Below are 21,141 nucleotides of genomic sequence, written 5' to 3' on the forward strand. Positions count from 1 at the left end.
CAGCCAGTCTTCACGAGAGGCCAGGATGTGCACTGCCCTGCGGGTGTTGGACATCCAAGAGGATAAGCTTTCTCCCCTGCAAAACCAGTGTTAGATATGCAGGGCCTCTCTTGCGTGAATGCAAACCCATGTCCAAGCAGCAGCATCTCGAATGGGACGACTTCCGACTCGTCAAAATCATCGCCGAAGCCAATGGACTGGCCGGCGCGGCCGAGAAATTAGGTGTCAACCATTCCACGGTCTTCCGCCGGCTCGGCCAGATGGAGGAGAACCTCGGGGTCAAGCTCTTCGAGCGGCACCGGACCGGCTACGTGCTCACTACCGCCGGCGAGGAGATGACGGCGCTCGCCGAGCAGATGGAGGAGAACGTCACGGCGTTCACCCGCAAGCTCGCCGGCCAGGCCGTCGCGCCGGCCGGAGAGCTGCGCGTCACCACCAACGACACGCTGCTCGTCCATCTGCTGACGCCGATCTTCGCCCGCTTCATCATGGCCTGCCCGGAAATGCGGCTTGACGTGGTCCTCGCCAACCAGGCGCTCAACCTCTCGAAGCGCGATGCCGACGTGGCGATCCGCGCTACGGACGACCCGCCCGAGACGCTGGTGGGTCGGCGCGTGGCCACCATTGCCTGGGCGATCTATGGTAGGAGGGCGGACTTTCCCGATGTCAGGGGCCCCGAAGACGTCACCCTGGCCGATCTCTTCGACCGGCACTGGGTCGCGCTTGGGGACAACCTGGCGACCCTGAAGGTCGCCCGCTTCGTGCGCGAACACGTGTCGCCGGACAATATCGTCTACAAGGTCAACACGGTGCTCGGTCTTTCCGAAGCGGTGGAGGCCGGGACCGGCATCGGCCCCCTGCCCTGCTTCATCGCCGATGCGAGCCCCAATCTCGTGCGCCTGTCGGACATCAACGCCGATTTCGCCGCAGGCCTGTGGCTCCTCACCCATCCGGACCTGCGCCAATCCGCCCGGGTGCGGGCCTTCATGGACTTCATGGCCGCCGAGATCGCCAAGCAGAAGAAGCGGATTGAGGGCGGCGGGGCAAAAAGCCTCATGAATCCAGCTCCAGGTATTCCAGCTTGACGGAGGTATGTCGGCCAGCTGTAGAATAGTGTTGCATCCCCCGGTCCTTGGTGGGACGGACAGACGGGCGAATGGCTAATCATTCAAAGAATGACGTTATCGATCTCTCGAAAGTGGAGATTCCGGCAGATCAAACTGCAAAATCCGAAGAAATTCTGCGCTCACTTCGGGTGTTCGGTTGGTTTATGTTTCTTCCTTATCTTTTGATGGCCATCGTATGGCTACAAGCCTATTTCGCACCAGGAAGCTTGCCCTCCCATGAGGCGTTATCATGGGCTGCAAAGCCTGCAGGCCTCATCGCCCCGTCAGTTGCCAACTATGTGCTTGGCCTTTCAGCGAACGGCAAACTCAATCTCTCGACTGCCGCGTTGGCATCCTTTTACGGATCGATTCTTTGTTCGATCCTCTCCGCACGGTTCCTCTATCGAGGATTCTCGATGATGGACATCAATCACCTTATTTTTATGAGGAGAAAGAGAGGGAAGAAGGTCTTTGATGTTTATGCATTCGGACTGATACGCGCTGTAGCCACAGTGCTAACGATGGTTATGTTCATCATCGTTATGTTTAAAGTCGATTTATCTAGTGAGCGTGGACTTAGGCAAGGAAGAAGCCTTGCAGCAATACCGCTAATGATACCTGTTTTCTCAGTTATGGTCTTTCAATTCCTGTTCTCGATAAAGATTCTAGCGGGTAAGCCTCGTATCCAGACCTCGCCATGAGCAACACTCATGGCGAAAACACATTGAGCCGTGCTGTCGGCTCTCACCTATTCAACTATGCAGCCGAGGTCATTTGACCTCCACCACCACCCGGCCCTTGATCCGCCCGGCCACGATTTCCCGGCCTGCCTCCAGCACCCCATCGAGCGGGATGGTTGAGGTCATGGCGGCGAGTTTGTTGTGGTCGAGTTCGCGGGCGATCTGGTTCCAGGCTTCGAGCCGCAGCGCCTTGGGCGCCATCACCGAATCGACGCCGAGCAGTGCTACGTTGCGCAGAATAAACGGCGCGACCGTGGTGGGCAGGTCCATTCCGCCTGCAAGACCACAAGCTGCGATGGCGCCACCATACTTCGTCATGGACAGGACATTGGCCAGGGTCGTGGAGCCGACCGTGTCGACACCAGCCGCCCATCGCTCCTTGCCAAGCGGCCGCCCAGGACTCGCGAGTTCGGCGCGGTCGAGGATTTCCGCCGCTCCCAAGCCCTTGAGATAATCCGCCTCTTCGGGCCTTCCGGTCGAGGCGATCACGTGCCAACCGGCCTTGGCGAGCAGCGCCACGGCCACCGAGCCCACGCCGCCGACCGCCCCCGTGACGATGGCGGGGCCGCGATCCGGGCGCAAGCCGTGCCGCTCCAGCGCCATCAGGCAGAGCATCGCCGTATAGCCGGCCGTGCCAACGGCCATCGCTTGCTGCGCGGTCAAACCCTTGGGGAGCGGGATGAGCCATTCACCCTTAACGCGCACCTTCTCCGCATAGGCGCCGAGATGCGTCTCACCCAGCCCCCAGCCATTGAGCACGACCGCGTCGCCGGGCTTGAACTCGGGATTCGAGGAAGCTTCCACAATGCCCGCGAGATCGACGCCGGGGATCATCGGAAACCGCCGCACCACCGGAGCCTTGCCGGTGAGCGCCAAGCCATCCTTGTAGTTCAGCGTCGAATGCGACACGCGGACGGTCACGTCGCCATCCATGAGATCCGTGTCGTCGAACGCACGGATCCCGACGCTCTGCCCAGCGTCGGTCTTGTCGATGACCATAGCCTTGAATGCGCTAATGCCGATTCCTCCCCGCACCATTTGTGGCGCGGCGGAGGATGAGGACAAGCGCGAAAGCTTCATCCCTTAGCAGGGAGGCTGTCTTACTCCGCCGGCTGCAGCGCCGGGGCGCGATGGACCGGCTGCTCCTTGATCGGCAGATTGATCAGGGCGGAGACGAGGCCAAGAACGACCGAGAGCCACCAGACCATGCTGTAATTGCCGTTGATCTCGTAGAGCAGCCCGCCGAGCCACACGCCGAGGAAGCCGCCGACCTGATGCGAGAAGAACGCGAAGCCGTAGAGCATGGCCATATAGCGGGTGCCGAACATCAGCATCACGAGGGACGACGTGGGCGGCACGGTGGAGAGCCAGAGCAGACCGATGGAAATGCCGAACAGGATGGACGTGACGGGGGACGCCGGCACCAGGATGAAGGCGGCAATCGCCACCGAGCGTCCGAGATAGATCCAGGCCAGCAGCCAGCGCTTCGACATGCGGGTGGAGAGCCAGCCCGAGCCGAGGGAGCCGACCGCGTTGGCGAGGCCGATGACGGCAAGCGTCCAGCCCCCAACGGCCGCCGAGAGGCCCGCATCCTTCAGGTAGGCCGGCAGGTGCACGGTGATGAAGGCGAGCTGGAAGCCGCAGGTGAAGAAGCCGAGCACAAGCAGAACATAGGAGCGATGTTTGAACGCCTCTGCCAGGGCTTGAGCAATCGACTGATTCGGCACCGCTGCCGCTCCGGCCTGCGCGGAATCGGCAGTAGGGCGGGTGGCCAGCGCCAGCGCCAGGGGCATCACGAGCAGGACACTGGCGGCAAAGACCAGAAGGGCCTGCTGCCAGCCGAACGACTCGATGAGCACGTTGCCGATGGGCGGGAAAAGAAACTGGCCGAAGGAACCCGCGGCTGTGCCGGCACCGAAGGCCATAGGGCGCCACTTCTCCGGCAGAATCTTGCCGAAAGCGCCAAGCACCAGGTTGAATGAGCAGCCGGAGAGGCCGAAGCCGATGAGCACGCCGGCGCCGATATGCAGGACGCCCGGTGTGGTCGCATAGGCCATGACGACGAGCCCGAGCGCATAGAGAAGTGCGCCGACGCAGAGCACACGGAAGGCCCCGAACCGGTCTGCCACCGCGCCGGCAAAGGGCTGTCCGACGCCCCAGAGGAGGTTCTGGATCGCGATGGCAAAGCCGAAGGTGTCTCGGCCCCAACCGTATTCCGTAATCATCGGAAGCTGGAACAGCCCCGAGGAAGCCCGAGGCCCGAACGTGATCAGGGCGATGAGGCAGCCGCAGACGACGATGATTTCCGGGGAGACGCGGGAGCGGGCTGGCGATGCGGGCATGGTCACGGCCTCAAGGGGCAAAACTGGAAGGGCACCCTAGCCCAAGTCGTGCATCAGCAGAATTGAAAGTTTGTCGCCTTTGGTATGATGAATCGTGATGAATATACAGGCTCGTCGCTGACAGCTTCAGATCACGATGATGTCGGCCACCGTCATCTTGGCCTTGTTCGACAGAATGGCAATCTCGACTGCGCGGCCCTGCCCTGACCCGTCGGCATCGTAATAGAGGATGCCCTTCGACTTGTTGTAGACGATGTAGTCATCCCCATCGCCGGCTTTGGTGCCGACCTCGAAGTGCTTGCTGCTCAGGGTCCCGGTTTTCCCGATCTTCTTAAAAATGGAGTTTTCCAGACGAATGACGTCGTATCGGACATTGAAGTCGGTGATGCGATCCAGATTGGTGGTCTTGTTGGGCTTGGTGTTGAAGACGAACGCGTCGCTGCCGGAGCCCCCGCTCAGGGTATCGGCTCCCAATCCGCCCATGAGAATGTCGTTTCCGGACTGCCCCAGCAGACTGTCCTTGCCGCCATTGCCCTTCAGCGTGTTGGCTGCGGCATTTCCGTAGAGCTTGTCGTTGGAGCGGCCGCCCGTGGCGTTCTCGATCACCACGCCGTTCGCGATCGTGTAGCCGCCGGCGACCCCCGCTTCACGCGAGATGAACCCTCCGGCGTTGCGATCCCCGGCCCTCAAGGTGGCAGCCCGCAGGTCGATCTGCACGCCGGCCAATGCATTCGCGGCCGTGATCGTGTCCGTTCCGCCCGCATCCCATATGCAGAACCACCCCTGCTCCTCCGTGAGCAGGTTCCATGTCGGCAGGGTATAGACATCCTTGCCGGCGCCCGTCGCCATGTTCTTTCCATAGAGGGCTTGCAGGGCCGCAATGTCGAAGGCTCCGAGCCCTCCCTGGTTACCATAGCTCACATCATAGCCGGCCCGATCCCAGCCGGTGTTGTACGACATGATTGTCCAAATTCCCTGGTTCAGGCCGTAGGTTCCTGTCGAGGAAGAGTCAGTCACACCGGGAAAACTCGTGCCTCCCTCGTCTCCGCCATCGTGAGGATGCGCCAAACCTAAGCCATGCCCAAGCTCATGCAGCACCGTGTTGAGGCCATCACCCCCGAAATGCATGTTGCTCCAGGAGGGAGTGGAAGGATCGAAATATCCCCAGACCTGACCGTTGGCGGGCAATTCATGGAGGCCGAGTGTGCTGCCGTCGAGCGCTGTCTTCCACCAGACGATGTCGGCCGCGCTTACCGTATCGACGAGCTGAAACCTGAGACCACAGACACTCCCATAGACAGCGGCCGCGTAGTCGAAGATATCTATTTCCGTCGTTATCCAGTCATCCGCCTGAGCCGCGCTGGTCAAGACCTCGCTTTCGCCATGGCGAGCACGGGCTGCTGCGAAGTCGCCGCTCTGGCCGAAATAGACCTTGATCGGCTCGACACTCGAGTTCCACGCCGTGCCGCCCCAGATCAGGGAATCCACATAGACATTCCCGTATCCGGCGCCCGGCACAGAGTTTCGGATCGTCGCCATTATTCCCTCGTCCCAAGGCCACGAGCGCATCGTGCGGAAAAGTGGATCCGGCTTTCCGCCCAGACGATGCGCAGCTTAAAGAAAAGCATCAGATGGGACCCAAAAGTGCAAGTCCACTTTTGGGTCCGATGCTTGAGCTTCAAGCTTCTACTACGCTATTACAGTTCTGTGAGTGCCGTAACGCACAGGTGAGGGGCATTCTTAAGTCTGCCCTGGTTTGAGCTTGTAGAAGATGTGCCGGCCGATCACGTCCATCTTTTTCAGGCGGCGGGACCACGAAGGGCGAACGTAGTCTGCGTGGTAGTGGGTGGCACCACCGACATCGGCCAGATAGGTCCGGCCCTCGAGCACCGCGCTCGCCACCCGCGTGGCCCGCTCCCAGGATTCGGTGTCGCGGATGCGCAGGGATTTGCCCTCGCAGGCAAAGGTGAACTGGCAGGCGAGATGGCGATGGCGGTTCTGGTAGACCACGCCGCAGATGGACGAGGGGTAAAGCCCGCTCTTCACGCGGTTCAGGATCACCTGGGCAACCGCCGCCTGCCCTTCCACAGGCTCGCTGCGCGCTTCGAAATAAACAGCCTCAGCCAGGCAGCGCTGCTCCTTGTTCAGGTTGTCCGGGTCGATCAGATCGGCATAGCGCGGACGGTCGGGATCGTCGCTCTTCGGCAGGATCGTGATCTCGCCCCGGTCGAGGCGCGGCGACTGCAGCGACACGGGGGCGGCGGCGATCTCCATCGGCGTGGCATCCATGGGCGCCGGCGTTGCCGAGGACAGGGCGACCGCCCGCTTCACCATCGGGGTGGTCGGGCTTGCCGAGGCTCCGGTCGAACCTGCCGCTGCGGCAGCGGGAGACTGCACCGAGGTCGCCTGCTGGGTCGTGGTGTATTCCGGCGCCTGCCACGGCTCGAAGGTCTGCTCCATGTCGAATTCTTCGAGCTGCCCCTCCATGAGAACGGTAGGCGGCAGAAGATTCTCGTCGCGGCTGTAAAGCAGGCGGGCGCCACCAGCCTGGTTGAGGGCCGGGCGCAGCTGCTTGGCCCGCCGGGAAAGGGTCGCATGCGGGGCAACCAGCGGGTTGCTCTTCAGGGAGCGGTCGATGACCGCGTCAGCCCCCGCATCGGCCTTCCGGTCGGCCTTGAGGGGCTCGGAATCGGCCATGTCATCCGGCAGGTCGTAGCGCGGCAGGGTGCGAAGGATGTCCCGCTCGACCCCGAGCCTGCCACCGGCCATGGAGGCGCCGGTCGGCGGCACGAGGGCGGTATCGATCAGGCGGGCGGTCGTGCTGCGCGGAGCAAAGCTCACGCCGGAATGGAGGTCGTTGCTGGCGGACGCCGTGAACGAGATCAGCAAGCCCGTGGCCAGCGCCCAGGGAGCCGTGGTGGCGCAGATCCATTTCACCCGAGACCGACGATACGGAAGACGCACGCGCAACACCCTGCAAAAAACTCGTGAACATCCGAAGCATCCAGCAGGAGGGCTCCGATGGCTTAAAGTTATCGCGGGTTAAGGTTGATGGGTGGTTAAGGCGGCTTTGCTCTATTGGGCAGGGGCTGCGGCAGCCTGACGCTTGTCGGACAGACGCCGTAACGCATTCGCAGTGTCCGCATCGGCCGGGAAGAAGGCCTCGATGGCGAGTTCCGACAGGGTCACGTCCACCGGCGTGCCGAAGATCGTCGTGGTGCTGAAGAGAGTCAGCAGGCCCTCTTCCGTGGTGATCTGCAGGGGAACGACAATGCCCGCATAATCATGCCCAGGCTTGGGAGCGCGCGCCGCGGCATCGGGCGTCGGGTAAGAGCGCAGCTCCGCGATCAGGGCAGCGAGCGTTGCATCTCCGGTCGCATCTACTTGGCCATGCAGGCGGTGGATGAGATGGTTTCGCCACTCGGTGAAGTTCACGATGCGCCGCGCAAGACCCGCCGGATGGACACTCAGGCGCAGGACGTTCACCGGGGGCTTCATCAAGGCAGGATCCACATCCCCGATAAGCAACACGAGCGCATCGTTGGCCGAGACCAGCGACCAATGCCGATCGACGGCGAGCGCCGGATAGGGATCGTGCCCCTTCAACACGAGATCGACTGCTTGGCGCATGCTCGCCAGCGCCGGATCATCGAGGGAGCGCTCCGAATAGACCGGCGCGTAGCCCGCCGAGACCAGCATGATGTTGCGCTCCCGCAGGGGCATGTCGAGCTTTTCGGCAAGCAGCAGCACCATCTCGCGACTCGGTTGCGAGCGGCCCGTCTCGAGGAAGCTCAGGTGCCGCGTGGAGATCTCGGCCTCGAGGGCCAGGTCCATCTGGCTCATGCGCCGGCGCTGGCGCCATTCACGCAGATAATCGCCCAAATGCGGAGTGCTGTTCACAGGTATGCTCGCGGTTCTCATGAGCGGGACCATAGCGCGAGGCAGGTCACTGTTCCATGACCTCAGAGGTAATCGACGAGCCTCCCTCACGGCGCAATCCTGATTTCACGGTTGAGGCTCTCAATCGACGAACCACAGGAGACAGCCATGATGAACATCCACTCCTCCCCACTTCTTCGCCAGGCCCTCGTGGCCGATGCCGCCACCAGCGCCGCCTGCGGCCTCCTGATGCTGATCGGCGCTGGACCCTTAAGTGGTGTGCTCGGACTGCCGGAGATGCTCCTGCGCATCGCGGGCCTCGTCCTCCTGCCCTACGCGGGCTTCATCGGCTGGCTTGGCGTGCGCGAGACCATTCAGAAGCCAATCGCCTGGGCGGTGGTGCTAGGCAATGCGCTCTGGGTGGCCGACAGCGTCCTGCTCCTCGTGAGCGGCTGGGTCGCGCCGACGAGCGCGGGCTACGCCTTCGTGATCGCCCAGGCCCTGGTGGTGCTGATGTATGCGGAGTTCCAGTATGTCGGCCTGCGGCGTTCGCAGGAAGCCGTGGCGTGAAATGCCGATCAGCACCTCGTCATCCCGGACGGCGAAGCCGATCCGGGATTGGGTGCAGGATGAAGTGCTTACTCCCTCTCCCTCAGGGAGAGGTGAAGGGGAGCTACACTTGTCCCGCGATCCCGGATTCTGCTGCGCAGCCCCGGGATAACTGCGTGACTAACCCCTCGCATCCCGCCCGTTGAACGGGACCAGCGTGATCTCCGACAGTTCCACCGTCTCCAGGCAGCGCACATTGATCGCGGCCATAGCCTCGCCGGTCGGCTGCTTGCCTTCGCCGAAGGTGGCTGCGCCGCAGGTGGAGCAGAAGCGGTGCTGGATCGTGTGCGTGTTAAAGGTGTAGGTGGCGAGATCCTCCTCACCACGGATTACGTTCAAGGCGCTGCGCGGCACGAAGGTCAGAAGATAGCCCTTGCGCTGGCAGATCGAGCAGTTGCACTCGATCACCTGCGCAAGATCCGTTTCGACTTCGTAGGCGACCTTGCCGCAATGGCACGAACCCTTATGAAGCGTCATTCCAACCCCCGTCTGTTGTCAGGCCGAGTATGCCACCATCGCCGTGACGATGAGTCCAGCACCGAGTACGGCAATGAAGCGGTCGCTCATGGTGAGCGGCGCCGCCCTGCCCTGAGCGGCCATCTGGCCGCTGATCAGATCGAGCACCAGCGACACGGCGAAAGGCCATGCCGCGGGCGGCACGACCAGCTCCTGAAGATGCGGCCGTGGCGCCACGATGAGGCCGATCACGATGCCGGAGACCAGCACCGCGGCGATGTAGAGCAGCCGTCCGCGCGATAATGCCATCGGCATCACGCCTGGCTCGCGGCTTTCGCCCCAAGCGCTGCCTGCGCGGCCGCAAGACGCGCGATCGGCACGCGGTAGGGCGAGCAGGACACGTAGTCGAGCCCCGTCGATTCACAGAAGTGGATCGACGCCGGATCGCCGCCATGCTCGCCGCAGATCCCGAGCTTGATGTTGGGCCGCGTCTTCTTACCCCGCTCCACCGCGATCTTCACCAGTTCGCCGACGCCTTCCTGGTCAATGGTGACGAACGGATCGGCCGGCAGCAGGCCCTTCTGCGTATAGGGACCGAGGAACGAGGCCGCATCGTCGCGCGAGATGCCGAGCGTGGTCTGCGTCAGGTCGTTGGTGCCGAAGGAGAAGAACTCCGCCGATTCCGCGATCTCGCCGGCCAGCAGGGCCGCGCGGGGCAGTTCGATCATGGTGCCGACCTGATATTCAATAGTGACTCCGCTTTCCGCCTTCACAGCTTCCGCCATGGCGACGATGCGCTCCTTTACCAGATCGAGCTCCGGCTTCGTCATCACGAGCGGCACCATGATCTCGGGAACGACAGGCTGGCCGGTCGTTTTGCCGGCCTCGACCGCCGCCTCGAAGATGGCGCGCGCCTGCATCTCGGCGATTTCCGGATAGGCTACCGCTAGGCGGCAGCCGCGGAAGCCGAGCATCGGGTTGAACTCGTGCAGCTCGCGGGCGCGGTGCCTGAGCTTGTCGATGGGCGCGTTCATGGACTTCGCCACTTCCTGCATCTCCTCTTCGGAGTGCGGCAGGAACTCGTGCAGCGGCGGGTCGAGCAGGCGGATCGTGACCGGCAATCCGCTCATGATCGAGAACAGCTCGGCAAAGTCCTTGCGCTGCATCGGCAGCAGCTTGGAGAGCGCCGCGCGGCGACCCGCCTCGTCGTCGGAGAGGATCATCTCGCGCACGGCAACGATGCGGTCGCCCTCGAAGAACATGTGCTCGGTGCGGCAGAGGCCTATGCCTTCCGCACCGAAGGAGCGCGCCGTCTTGGCGTCGAGCGGCGTCTCGGCATTGGCGCGCACCTTCATGCGGCGCACCTTGTCGGCCCAGCCCATGAGGGTGGCGAACTCGCCCGACAGCTCCGGCTCGAGCATCTTTACCTGGCCCAGCAGCACCTGGCCGTTGGAGCCGTCGATGGTGATGATCTCGCCCTTCTTCAGGGTTTGCCCTGCCACCGTGAGCGACTGGGTTGCGTAGTCCACGCGGATCTGGCCCGCACCCGACACACAGGGCTTGCCCATGCCGCGGGCGACCACCGCCGCGTGCGAGGTCATGCCGCCGCGGGTGGTGAGAATGCCCTCGGCCGCGTGCATGCCATGGATGTCCTCAGGGCTCGTCTCGACGCGCACGAGGATGACCTTGTGGCCCGCCTTCTTGGCCGCCTCCGCATCGTCCGAGTTGAACACGATCGCGCCCGAAGCTGCACCCGGCGAGGCCGGCAGGCCGGTGGCGATAATCTTGCGCTCGGCCTTGGGGTCGATGGTGGGATGCAGCAGCTGGTCGAGGGCCGCCGGCTCGACGCGGGTGACGGCCTCTTCCTGGGTGATCAGGCCCTCGGACGCCAGCTCCACGGCGATGCGCAAAGCGGCTTTCGCCGTGCGCTTCCCGTTGCGGGTCTGGAGCATCCAGAGCTTGCCCGTCTCCACCGTGAATTCCATGTCCTGCATGTCACGGTAGTGCTTCTCCAGGATGCCGTAGATGCGCACCAGTTCGTTGTAGGCATCGGGCATCGCCCGCTCCATGGAGGGCTTGTCGGAGCCCGATGCGATGCGCGCCTTCTCGGTGATGTCCTGCGGGGTGCGGATGCCCGCCACCACGTCCTCGCCCTGGGCGTTGATGAGGAACTCGCCGTAGAGCTCGCTCTCGCCGGTGGAGGGATTGCGGGTGAAGGCCACGCCGGTGGCGGAGGTCTCGCCCATGTTGCCAAAGACCATGGCCTGCACGTTCACCGCCGTGCCCCAGCTCGCCGGGATGGCGTGCAGCTCGCGGTACTTGATGGCGCGGTTGTTCATCCAGGAGCCGAACACGGCCCCGATGGCGCCCCAGAGCTGCTCCTGCGGCTCCTGCGGGAAAGGCTTGCCCAGCTCCTTCTCGACCAGCGCCTTGTAGCGCGGGAGAATGGCCTTCCAGTCCTGGGCGGTCATGTCCGTGTCGAGCGTGTAGCCCTTGCGATCCTTGAACTCGTCGAGGATCTCCTCGAAATGGTGGTGCTCGATGTCCAGCACCACGTTGGAATACATAGTGATGAAGCGGCGATACGAATCGTAGGCGAAGCGCTCGTCGCCGGCGCCTTTGGCCAGCGCCTCGACGGTGACGTCATTGAGGCCAAGATTGAGCACCGTGTCCATCATGCCGGGCATGGAGGCCCGGGCACCGGAGCGGACGGAGACCAGGAGCGGGTTCGCGGCGTCGCCGAAGGTGCGGCCCGTGAGCTGCCCGACATAATCCAGGGCCTTCTCGACTTGGGATTTCAGCTCGCCCGGATAAGCACGGTCGTGATCGTAGTAGTAGGTGCAGACCTCGGTGGTGATGGTGAAGCCCGGAGGTACAGGAAGTCCCAGATTGGACATTTCTGCCAGATTCGCCCCCTTGCCGCCCAGCAGGTTCTTCATCCCCGCTTGGCCCTCGGCCTTGCCGTCCCCGAAGGTATAGACCCACTGCGTCATCACTCGATCCCTTGGCTTAAGAAACGCCCTGCTGCCGCGCAGGTGTTGGCTTGAAACATGTGGAGCCCAAACGCAAGCTGAACAGCCAAGGTTCCTTCGTCAAGCAAGGGCGGACGAAATGCCGCCTTTGTCCTTACCAGCGTTGCGGCTGTTCGACCTTATCATAAGATGAGAGCCGACCGACTTCCCGGCACCGCTGCGGGATCGGCTCTGAATACCCGGTCGCCCGCATGTAACCACAAATATCCGGATGAGGATTTCCAAATAGCCCGCGGCATACCTCGTGAACTCCGCAAGCTTGGAGCACACTCGAACCTACCCAAGTATCGAAGTTCTGTCGCTATGGGAGGCCGCCGTGGCCGTATTCACCCTGACCGTGACCAATCCTGCAGGCGTTGATCTCTCGCTGTTCTTTCCCGGCTTGCTCGGGACGCGATGGAGTTCAGCCGGATACAGCCCAACCAGCGGCAATACCAATTACCGCATCATCAGCAATGGCGTTGTCGACGAGACGAAATACTACAGCATAGAAACGACCGGAAAAGATTATGCCTTTTCCCATGGCGAGGGAGCCGTGGCTGGAACGATCGCATCGGCAACCCTTTCCGTGACGCCGATGGGAGGAACCAAAGCCCCGCTGGCCACCCTTTCTATCGATCTTGGCTCGTATACGACCACTTACGGTGGGGTGCCGATTTCCTCCATCTTAGACATGACCCCCGCTTCCCTGATGCGCGTTGCCGACCGGCTCGATTCCGACAGAGCAACGCTGGTCCTCAAGGGAGCCGACGGCAACGACAAGCTGCCGGGCAGTCAATGGAGCGACGTTCTCGATGGCGGGCGGGGCATCGACTGGCTCGAAGGCCTGGGGGGAGATGACGTCTACTACGTAGACAACCAAGGCGATGCGGTCAGAGAAGACAGTGGAGAGGGTCTCGACACCGTCATTTCGACGGCGACCTACCGGCTTGCGGAGGGAATATCGGTCGAAATCCTGCAGGCCTTTCCCAATTCCGGCCGCATCGGCCTGACCGGCAATTCATTCTCCAACCAGATCTTCGGGAACGAGAGCGCGAACCGGCTGGACGGTGGGGCGGGAAACGACGCCCTCAACGGCGGCCTGGGCAAGGACGTCTTTCTCTTCACGACCAAGCTCAGCAAAACGGGTAATGTCGATCACATCCTGGATTTCAGGGTCGTCGACGACAGCATCTGGCTCGAGAACAGCATCTTCAAAGGCCTCGGCAAGGCCGGCTCCCTGACCAAGCCCGCCAAGCTCGACTCGGATGACTTCATCGTAGGCAACCGCGCGCACGACAGGGAGGATCGCATCATCTACAGCAAGACGACCGGCTCGCTCTATTACGATGCGGACGGTACCGGCAAAGCGGCTCAGATCAAGTTCGCTCAGCTCGAGAAGGGCCTGAATATCAAAGCATCCGATTTCTTCGCTGTCTGACGGTCTCACAAATGGAAAAAGGCCGGGACATGCCCGGCCTTTCGAAATCTCTCATGAACTCGGGTTCAGACCCGATACCGCCCGTTGCGCTTCACGTAGACCGTGGTGCCGACGGGGACGCGCTCGTAGAGGTCGGCCACGTCCTCGTTGAGCATGCGCACGCATCCCGATGAGACCTGCTCGCCGATGCTCCAAGGCTCGTTGGTGCCGTGGATGCGGAAGAGCGTGTCGGCACCGTTCTGGTGCAGGTAGAGGGCCCGGGCGCCGAGCGGGTTGTCGAGGCCGGCCTCCAGGTAGCGCGGCAAGTCCGGCCTGATGCCGACCATGGTCTTGGTGGGCGACCAGTTGGGCCACACGCCCTTGCGGCCGACGCTGGCGATGCCGCGCCAGGAGAAGCCCTGCTTGCCGACGCCGACGCCGTAGCGGATCGCCTTGCCCTCGGGCTGAACGAGATAGAGCATGCGCTCGTCGATATCGACCACGATGGAGCCCGGCTTCTCCGGACCCTTGTACTCCACCGTCTGGCGGGCGTATTTCGCGTCCATCTTGCGGCGGTCGACCAGCGGGATGTTATGGGGCTGATCCGGGATCGAGCCCACATACCAGTTGTCATCGTCCATCGTGGCAACAGGCTGTTGGGCGGTCTGGCAGGCAGCCAGGGGCACGCTCAGGAGAGCGGCAATCAGGAGGCGTCGAATCATGATCGGTCTTCTGAATGGAATCGGTTGCCGCCTACCTAGGGCCTGGAGGATTGAATGGCTGTGCCCCCCGGGCAACACCTTAACCTGAATTAACCTGTGAGGGCCGCCCCATGCGCATGGCGCAACCCTCGCTGTTGGCCGGGTTCTTGCTCACCCTTCGATCCGGGAGAAATCCGCCACCGTGCGGGTCGCCTCGCGGATGCTGTTGAGGAGCCGCAGGCGGTTCGCCCGGAGCGCCGAATCCTCCGCATTGACCGTCACCTTGTCGAAGAAGGCGTCCACCGGCTGGCGCAGGCGGGACAGGGCACGCATGGCACCCTCGAAATCCTCCGCCTCGACGGCAGCGGCCGCCTCGCGCTTGGCACCGTCGAGAACCACGGCCAGCGCCTTCTCCTCGATCTGCCCCTGATCGTTGACGATCTGGAGATCGGGCGCCTCGTCGTAGGCCCGCCCGTCCTTCTTCTCCTCGATGCGCAGGATGTTGGCCGCGCGGCGATAGCCGGCGAGCAGGTTCCGACCATCCTCCGTGTCGAGGAAGCGGCCGAGCGCCTCCACGCGGCGGACGATCATGAGCAGGTCGTCCTGGCCTTCGAGCGCGAACACCGCATCAATGAGATCATGACGGGCGCCTTGATCGCGAAGGTAGACTTTTAGGCGGTCGGCGAAGAAGGAGAGGAGGTCTGTTGCGATCTCGCTTCCATGCTCAACGATTAGAGCCCTTCCCTTCTCAGCAGTTGCCAATAGCTCTTGCTGTATACTGTCGTCACCTTCATATCCTCGTTTATGAAACTCCGGGTCAGCAACGAGCTTAAAATAGAAATTAATGTCATCTAAGCTGTTTAGAAGCCTAGTCTGCACATCAGAGCTCAAGTCACTTAGTTGGTCGTTATCATTTATAATACGGCCAGCTGATTTGAAAATTAGCTGACGAGTGAAGCCTGAAATTACGGCGTTGACTGGCTCAAACGAAGTCTTCGACTCCCTGAAGAGAATAAAAGCGTCTTCGAATTTCTTTTGCCTTTTTGCATCAGCGCCAACTGCCCTTAGCAAATGACTCACGATAGCCTGATGAAGGCTCAGCCGTATATTCTTTTCAAGAAGCAGCCTGATAATACCGAGGGCTGACCTACGAAGCGCAAAAGGATCTTTCGATCCAGTCGGGGTCTCCCCAATCCACCAGAAGCCGACAAGGGTATCAATTTTATCAGCGAGAGCTACAGCAACCGATACAGGATCAGTTGGCACACGATCAGAGGGTCCAAGCGGCTTGTAGTGCTCCTCGATGGCGGCTGCGACGGACGCGTGCTCTCCTTGCATCGTCGCGTAATAGCGGCCCATGAGGCCCTGCAGCTCGGGGAACTCGCCCACCATCTCGGTCACGAGATCGGCCTTCGCGAGACGCGCGGCGCGCTCCGCGAGTTCAGGATCGGCGCCGACGATGGGCGCCAGTTCTTTGCTGAGTGCCGCGATGCGCTCCACGCGCTCATATTGCGTGCCGAGCTTCTCGTGGAACACGATGGCTTTCAGCTTCTCCAGCCGGTCTTCCAGCTTCACCTGCTGGTCCGTCTTCCAGAAGAAGTTGGCGTCGGAGAGACGCGCGCGCACCACGCGCTCGTTGCCGCCGACAATCGTCTTGCCGCCGTCACTGGCAATCAGGTTCGACGTCAGCAGGAACTTGTTGGCGAGCTTGCCGGTGTTTGGATCGCGCAGCACGAAGCATTTCTGGTTCGCCCGGATCGTGGTGCGGATCACCTCCGGGGGGATGTCGAGAAACGCCTCGTCGAAGGAGCCCATGAGCACCACGGGCCATTCCACGAGACCGGCGACCTCTTCCAGCAGGCCCTCATCCTCGACGAGTTCGAGTCCTTGCGCGAAGGCGAGGTCCTTGGCATCGTGCAGGATCATGTCCTTGCGGCGGTCGGTGTCGATCACGACCTTGGCGCGCTCTAGCGCCGGCGCGTAATCGTCGAAGCGCTTCACGCGGATCTCATCCGGCGCGAGGAAGCGATGGCCCTTCGTGACGTCGCTTGAGCCGATCCCGTCCACATCGAAGCGCACCACCTCCGGGTCCTCGGTCTCGGGACCGAAGGTGCAGACGATGGAATGGAGCGGCCGCACCCAGCGCAAGCTTCCGGGCTCGCGGGAGGCCGCACCCCAACGCATGGATTTCGGCCAGGGAAAGGTCTTGACGATGGCTGGCAGGATCTCCGCCAGCACGTCCGGCGTGGAGCGACCGGGCTTCTCGATGATGGCGACGTAGAACTCGCCCTTCTTCGAATCGCTCTCGATCTTCGCCTGCTCGATGGAGGAAAGCCCCGCCCCTTTCAGAAAGCCCTGGATCGCAGCCTCAGGCGAGCCGACGCGCGGCCCTTTGCGCTCCTCGCGCACATCCTGCCCCTTCACGGGCAGCCCCGCCACATGCAGCGCCAGCCGCCGCGGGGTGGCGAAGGCCTTGGCACCCTCATAGAGGAAGCCGCGCTCCACGAGCGCATCGGTGACAAGCTTCTTCAGATCCTCCGCCGCGCGACGCTGCATGCGGGCCGGAATTTCTTCGGAAAAGAGTTCGAGGAGGAGATCGGGCATGGCGGTTGCGTCCATCACCCTCCCCTCGAGGGGGAGGGTCGGCCGTCAGGCCGGGGTGGGGTGGGAAGCGCGACGGCTTCGGATTGAGGCGAGCCATACAAGGCCGCGTAAATGGTGTCGAGAACGCCGTTCATGTTCTCGGAGAGTTCATTGTTCCAGAAGCGGACGACGCGGTAGCCTTCGTTCTCAAGCCACCGAGACCGGGTCTCGTCTTTCGTGGCGACATCATCTCGGGAATGATGTCCGCCGTCGAGCTCGATCAGCAGGCGGGCCTTCAGGCAGGCGAAGTCAGCAATATAGGGGCCGATGGGGGCCTGGCGGCGGAAGTGAGTGCCGTAGACAGGGATCCGCTTAAGGGCGCGCCAGAGGGCCTGCTCCGGCTCGGTTGAATTCCGGCGCAGCGCGCGAGATCGGGAGGTGCCGATTTTGCGGGTGGAAGGCATATGAAATTCGATCCGATTTCCCATTTTCTCGCAGGAGGCACCGCCCTGGCCCTCCTCCCCCTTGTGGGGAGGAGTTGGAGGTGGGGGTGTGAGTGCCAGACTGGTTCAATTTAGCGCCGGCACCCCCACCCCTAGCCCCTCCCCACAAGGGGGAGGGGAATAGGTGCGAGAAGCCGTCATTCTCTTAAGCCGCCACGCCTCCGCCCTCGGTCTTCAGCCATGCGGCGCCACAGGCTTTCGCCAGCTCGCGGACGCGCAGGATGTAGCTCTGACGCTCGGTGACGGAGATCACGCCACGGGCGTCGAGCAGGTTGAACATGTGGCTGGCCTTGATGCACTGGTCGTAGGCCGGCAGCGCCATCAGGTGGCGCTGATCGTTGGCATCGGCCTTCGGCTCGCCGGCTTCCAGATACTTGCGGCACGCTGCCTCCGCGTCGCGGAAGTGCCGGAACAGCATCTCGGTGTCGGCATGCTCGAAGTTGTGGCGGGAATATTCCTGCTCGGCCTGCAGGAAGACATCGCCGTAGGTGACCTTCTCGACGCCGTCGAGGCCGTTGAAGTTGAGATCGTAGATCGACTCCACGCCCTGCAGGTACATGGCGAGTCGCTCAAGCCCGTAGGTCAGCTCGCCCGCAACCGGCGAGCACTCGAAGCCCGCCACCTGCTGGAAATAGGTGAACTGCGACACTTCCATGCCGTCGCACCAGCACTCCCAGCCAAGACCCCAGGCGCCCAGCGTCGGGCTTTCCCAGTCGTCCTCGACGAAGCGGATGTCGTGAAGCGCGGTGTCGATGCCGATGGCCTTGAGCGAACCGAGATAGAGCTCCTGCAGGTTCGGCGGGTTCGGCTTCAGGATAACCTGGAATTGGTAATAGTGCTGGAGGCGGTTCGGGTTCTCGCCATAGCGCCCGTCCTTCGGGCGGCGGGAGGGCTGCACATAGGCTGCGCGCCACGATTTGGGGCCGAGAGCCCGCAAGGTCGTAGCCGGGTGGAAGGTGCCGGCGCCTACCTCCATGTCGTAGGGCTGGAGGATCACGCAGCCCTGTTCGGCCCAGTAGCGCTGGAGCGTGAGGATCAGGCCCTGGAAAGAGCACGCAGGGTTCATATGCGCGGGTTCGCTCGTCATATCGGCGTCCGATTTTATCCAAAAATTTCAGGCGAACCCTTGGGATGATGGGCGCTTCAAGTCAAGCGGTGGGCCACCCTCACTGTCATTCCCGGCCGCAGCGTCAGCGCAGGGGAAGGGAATCCACGATCAGGCTCGACGCCATGAATCCCCTTCCGGACATTCGGCCGCTGGGGATGACAGCCTCCTCGTCATGGCCGGGCTTGTCCCGGCCATCCCGATGCAGTGAAGCTCCATGCTTCAACCAATCGGGGTCACCGGCACAAGGCCGGTGATGACGACGCTGTTACAACCCCAGTCTGGACCAGGCGGCCCTCTCCTCGAGGGCGCCGACGATCTCGCCCGGATCGATGAGGCTGATGTCGCCAACCGCGCGGCGGCCGAGCAGACGCCCCAGCAACGGCGGACGAACGGGCTCGATCATGCGGAACCGCACCTTGTCGCCAAAGCGCTGGCGCATGACGGAGCGGATGTCGCCAAGGCCGTCGACGAGGCCGAGATCGACCGCCTCGGCCCCGACCCAGAAGGCGCCGGAGAAGAGGTCGTCATAGGAATCGTTGAGCTTTTCGCCCCGGCGATCCTTCACGAGATCGGCGAAGATATCGTGGATCCGACGCTGGAGGCCCTTCAGGCGCACCACGTCGTCCGGATTCTCGGGCCGGAACGGGTCGAGCATGGCCTTGCTCTTGCCGGCGGTATGCACCCGCCGCTCGACGCCGATGCGCTCGATCAGTTCCTGGAAGCCGAAGCTCGCGGAGACCACCCCGATGGAGCCCACGATGGAGGCCGGATCAGCATAGATCTCGTCCGCCGCGCAGGCGATCATGTAGCCGCCCGACGCTGCCGCATCCTCCACGAAGGCGATGACGGGAAGCTTCTTTTCTTCGGCTAAGGCCCGGATACGCTTGAAGATCAGGTGAGACTGCGCCGCCGAGCCCCCTGGCGAGTTGATGACAAGGGCCACGGCCTTCGCGCCTGGCACCGAGAAGGCCCGCTCCAGCAGGGGCGCCACGCTCGACATGGCGAGCCCTGAGCGGAACGGCATCACGGCGCCGATGGGGCCGGACAGGCGCACCACCGGCACAACGGGATTGGCATAAGTGCGGTACTTGGCGGGCAAGAGGAATTGCAGGCGTGCAGGAAGCATGGAGGAGATGGATGTTTGAGCCATGGCGTCTATGTAGGGTGCACGGCCCGGCTTCCCAAGATGAACATCCCGTTAGGGAATTCGTTGGCCTTCGTTCAGCTAGGATGGGCTAGACCCTCATCATGAAGAAGAGTTCTGCCAAGGCTCCGGGCCAGCCGGAATCGGGGCAGCATTAGGAGAAAACAATGCGTAAGCTGATGTTCGGCCTTCTTGGCCTCGTGACCCTTGGCTTTGGTGCCCTTTCGACGCAACCCGTGGAGGCTCAGCCTTATTACCCGGGCTACGGATATGGCTATCGTCCCGTGGTCGAGCGCCGCTACGTCCGGCCCCGCCCGGTGATCAGCGTCCAGGTCGGCACCCCATACCGCGCGTACCGCCCCTATCGGGCTTACCGGCCCGTGCCGGTCTATCGCCCGGTCCGCACGGTCCGACGTTGCTGGGTCGAGCGGCGGACCGTGCGGACCAGTTACGGCTGGACCCGTCGTCCCGTGGAGATCTGCCGCACGGTGCGCAGACCCGGTCGCTGGTAAGTCTGAAAAGGGCGCCGAAAGGCGCCCTTTCTCATAGGAGGCTAGCCTCGCCCCTGTGCAGCGCCTCGGCTTCAGGGGTGAAGCGCCCGTCGGGGCCGTTCAGAATCACAGGTGGCAGGATCGCAAGAGGAGCCCGGCTTCCCTTAGTGCCGGAGAGCAGGCAGCGAATCGCAGGCCGGTCGGCGCTGGGGTGCACGAAGCGAAGCTGCATCCCTCCGAGCCCTTTGCCTAAGATGTCCAGGCACTCGGCCGTCCGGTCGGCCCGGTGGACTAACACCAGGCGTCCCTTGGGTTTGAGCAGCCCGGTGCAGGCCTTGAGCCAAGCCTCCAGACCGCCCGCCGGCAGGGCATGGGCCGCCGCCCTGCCCCGGTCCGGCGAGATGCGGGCCTGCCCTTCTTCCAGAAAAGGCGGGTTGGTCAGGACAAGGTCAGCGCTCTCCGGCATGAGGCCTGCAGCGTGGCGTGCCCCCCTGTCCAGCACATCGGCGACGACGACTTCGCCCTGAACATCGTTGTCCAGGCAGTTCCGGCGGCAGAGGTCGGCAAGCTCGGGATCATGCTCTACGAAGACGAAGCGCGCATTCTTCTCCCTGACAGCTACCATCAGCCCCACTGCCCCGGTGGCGGCGCCCACATCCATCACCACGTCACCGGGCTTCACCGGAGCGGAAGCGGCGAGCAAAACCGCGTCGGTTCCGGCGCGATGGCCCTTGGCCGGCTGCGCCAGGTGCGCGCGTCCGCCGAGCAGTAAATCCTGCGTGATTTCAATCATGCCGCAATTCGGCTCCGAGACCGGCATCGACGATGAGCCGACGCGCCTGCGCCACATGATCTCCGGGCACCAGGATCCGGCGCGGGAAGGCGCCGATCATGCCCTCGAGGGCGCTCATGTGCCTGTCCGCGACAAGAACGGGGATATTGGCGTTTTCCAACAAGGATTGTAGGAAGCCGACCAGAACGAGATCGCTGCTTCGGACGATTTCGACCATCGGCTTGAGACCCTTTCCCATGCGGTATGCGTTTGCAT

General features: G+C 62.9%; 20 protein-coding genes. 5 read left to right on the forward strand and 15 right to left on the reverse strand.

Annotated features, from left to right (window positions below):
• Positions 1–128: 128 nt before the first annotated feature.
• Together I2H36_RS05315 and I2H36_RS05320 are read left to right on the forward strand one after the other, a co-directional pair.
• Entirely contained in the window at positions 129–1,085 is a 957-nt protein-coding gene (locus I2H36_RS05315) for a LysR family transcriptional regulator (protein WP_196262831.1), read from the forward strand.
• A 71-nt stretch (positions 1,086–1,156) separates the two neighbouring features.
• Positions 1,157–1,807 (forward strand): hypothetical protein, encoded by a 651-nt coding sequence (locus tag I2H36_RS05320; protein WP_196262832.1) that lies wholly within the window; start codon positions 1,157–1,159, stop codon positions 1,805–1,807.
• Between the two features lie 69 nt (positions 1,808–1,876).
• Here the strand turns inward: I2H36_RS05320 and acuI are convergent, their stop codons facing one another.
• From acuI to I2H36_RS05345, 5 genes are all read right to left on the reverse strand, one after another.
• A complete protein-coding gene (acuI, locus tag I2H36_RS05325) occupies positions 1,877–2,863 on the reverse strand; it encodes an acrylyl-CoA reductase (NADPH) (protein WP_196263153.1) in 987 nt (328 codons plus the stop codon).
• A gap of 83 nt (positions 2,864–2,946) precedes the next feature.
• Positions 2,947–4,188, reverse strand: coding sequence for an MFS transporter (locus I2H36_RS05330; RefSeq protein WP_196262833.1), 1,242 nt, complete (start codon positions 4,186–4,188; stop codon positions 2,947–2,949).
• A gap of 126 nt (positions 4,189–4,314) precedes the next feature.
• Complete coding sequence (locus I2H36_RS20300; protein WP_196262834.1) at positions 4,315–5,727, reverse strand: M10 family metallopeptidase C-terminal domain-containing protein; 1,413 nt, start codon at positions 5,725–5,727, stop codon at positions 4,315–4,317.
• Positions 5,728–5,928: 201 nt separating this feature from the next.
• Positions 5,929–7,152, reverse strand: coding sequence for a cell wall hydrolase (locus tag I2H36_RS05340; protein ID WP_343234403.1), 1,224 nt, complete (start codon positions 7,150–7,152; stop codon positions 5,929–5,931).
• A gap of 111 nt (positions 7,153–7,263) precedes the next feature.
• Complete coding sequence (locus tag I2H36_RS05345) at positions 7,264–8,031, reverse strand: helix-turn-helix transcriptional regulator (protein WP_246718685.1); 768 nt, start codon at positions 8,029–8,031, stop codon at positions 7,264–7,266.
• A 204-nt stretch (positions 8,032–8,235) separates the two neighbouring features.
• On the opposite strand from I2H36_RS05345, the gene I2H36_RS05350 reads away from it, so the two are divergent.
• Positions 8,236–8,637, forward strand: a complete 402-nt coding sequence (locus I2H36_RS05350; protein WP_196262836.1) for a hypothetical protein — start codon at positions 8,236–8,238, stop codon at positions 8,635–8,637.
• A gap of 159 nt (positions 8,638–8,796) precedes the next feature.
• On the opposite strand, the gene I2H36_RS05355 is transcribed toward I2H36_RS05350, so the two are convergent.
• From I2H36_RS05355 to ppdK, 3 genes are read right to left on the reverse strand one after another with little or no spacing between them, the layout of a single operon-like run.
• Positions 8,797–9,153 (reverse strand): GFA family protein, encoded by a 357-nt coding sequence (locus tag I2H36_RS05355; protein ID WP_196262837.1) that lies wholly within the window; start codon positions 9,151–9,153, stop codon positions 8,797–8,799.
• Between the two features lie 18 nt (positions 9,154–9,171).
• Complete coding sequence (locus I2H36_RS05360; protein WP_196262838.1) at positions 9,172–9,441, reverse strand: hypothetical protein; 270 nt, start codon at positions 9,439–9,441, stop codon at positions 9,172–9,174.
• Between the two features lie 5 nt (positions 9,442–9,446).
• Positions 9,447–12,125, reverse strand: coding sequence for a pyruvate, phosphate dikinase (gene ppdK / locus I2H36_RS05365; protein ID WP_196262839.1), 2,679 nt, complete (start codon positions 12,123–12,125; stop codon positions 9,447–9,449).
• Between the two features lie 355 nt (positions 12,126–12,480).
• Between ppdK and I2H36_RS05370 the strand changes: the two genes are divergently transcribed.
• Positions 12,481–13,584 (forward strand): calcium-binding protein, encoded by a 1,104-nt coding sequence (locus tag I2H36_RS05370; protein ID WP_196262840.1) that lies wholly within the window; start codon positions 12,481–12,483, stop codon positions 13,582–13,584.
• 65 nt (positions 13,585–13,649) lie between these two features.
• Here I2H36_RS05370 and I2H36_RS05375 read toward each other — a convergent pair whose 3' ends face one another.
• The 5 genes from I2H36_RS05375 to I2H36_RS05395 form a co-directional block, all read right to left on the reverse strand.
• Positions 13,650–14,285, reverse strand: a complete 636-nt coding sequence (locus I2H36_RS05375; protein ID WP_196262841.1) for a L,D-transpeptidase — start codon at positions 14,283–14,285, stop codon at positions 13,650–13,652.
• 150 nt (positions 14,286–14,435) lie between these two features.
• Positions 14,436–16,868, reverse strand: coding sequence for a glycine--tRNA ligase subunit beta (gene glyS / locus I2H36_RS05380; RefSeq protein ID WP_196263155.1), 2,433 nt, complete (start codon positions 16,866–16,868; stop codon positions 14,436–14,438).
• Positions 16,869–16,882: 14 nt separating this feature from the next.
• Positions 16,883–17,311: an endonuclease domain-containing protein gene (locus I2H36_RS05385; protein ID WP_196262842.1), complete on the reverse strand. Its 429-nt coding sequence runs from the start codon at positions 17,309–17,311 to the stop codon at positions 16,883–16,885.
• 184 nt (positions 17,312–17,495) lie between these two features.
• A complete protein-coding gene (locus tag I2H36_RS05390) occupies positions 17,496–18,437 on the reverse strand; it encodes a glycine--tRNA ligase subunit alpha (RefSeq protein ID WP_196262843.1) in 942 nt (313 codons plus the stop codon).
• 286 nt (positions 18,438–18,723) lie between these two features.
• Positions 18,724–19,608, reverse strand: a complete 885-nt coding sequence (locus tag I2H36_RS05395) for a S49 family peptidase (RefSeq protein ID WP_246718664.1) — start codon at positions 19,606–19,608, stop codon at positions 18,724–18,726.
• Between the two features lie 161 nt (positions 19,609–19,769).
• On the opposite strand from I2H36_RS05395, the gene I2H36_RS05400 reads away from it, so the two are divergent.
• The gene (locus I2H36_RS05400) at positions 19,770–20,114 is read left to right on the forward strand and encodes a hypothetical protein (protein ID WP_196262844.1); all 345 of its coding nucleotides are present in this window, start codon (positions 19,770–19,772) and stop codon (positions 20,112–20,114) included.
• Positions 20,115–20,145: 31 nt separating this feature from the next.
• On the opposite strand, the gene I2H36_RS05405 is transcribed toward I2H36_RS05400, so the two are convergent.
• Together I2H36_RS05405 and I2H36_RS05410 are read right to left on the reverse strand one after the other, a co-directional pair.
• Entirely contained in the window at positions 20,146–20,886 is a 741-nt protein-coding gene (locus I2H36_RS05405) for a tRNA1(Val) (adenine(37)-N6)-methyltransferase (RefSeq protein ID WP_196262845.1), read from the reverse strand.
• Complete coding sequence (locus tag I2H36_RS05410) at positions 20,879–21,103, reverse strand: putative signal transducing protein (protein ID WP_196263157.1); 225 nt, start codon at positions 21,101–21,103, stop codon at positions 20,879–20,881. Before I2H36_RS05410 ends, I2H36_RS05405 begins: the two co-directional genes overlap by 8 nt.
• Between the last annotated feature and the right edge of the window lie 38 nt (positions 21,104–21,141).

Source organism: Microvirga terrestris, from assembly GCF_015694425.1.
Classification (GTDB): domain Bacteria; phylum Pseudomonadota; class Alphaproteobacteria; order Rhizobiales; family Beijerinckiaceae; genus Microvirga; species Microvirga terrestris.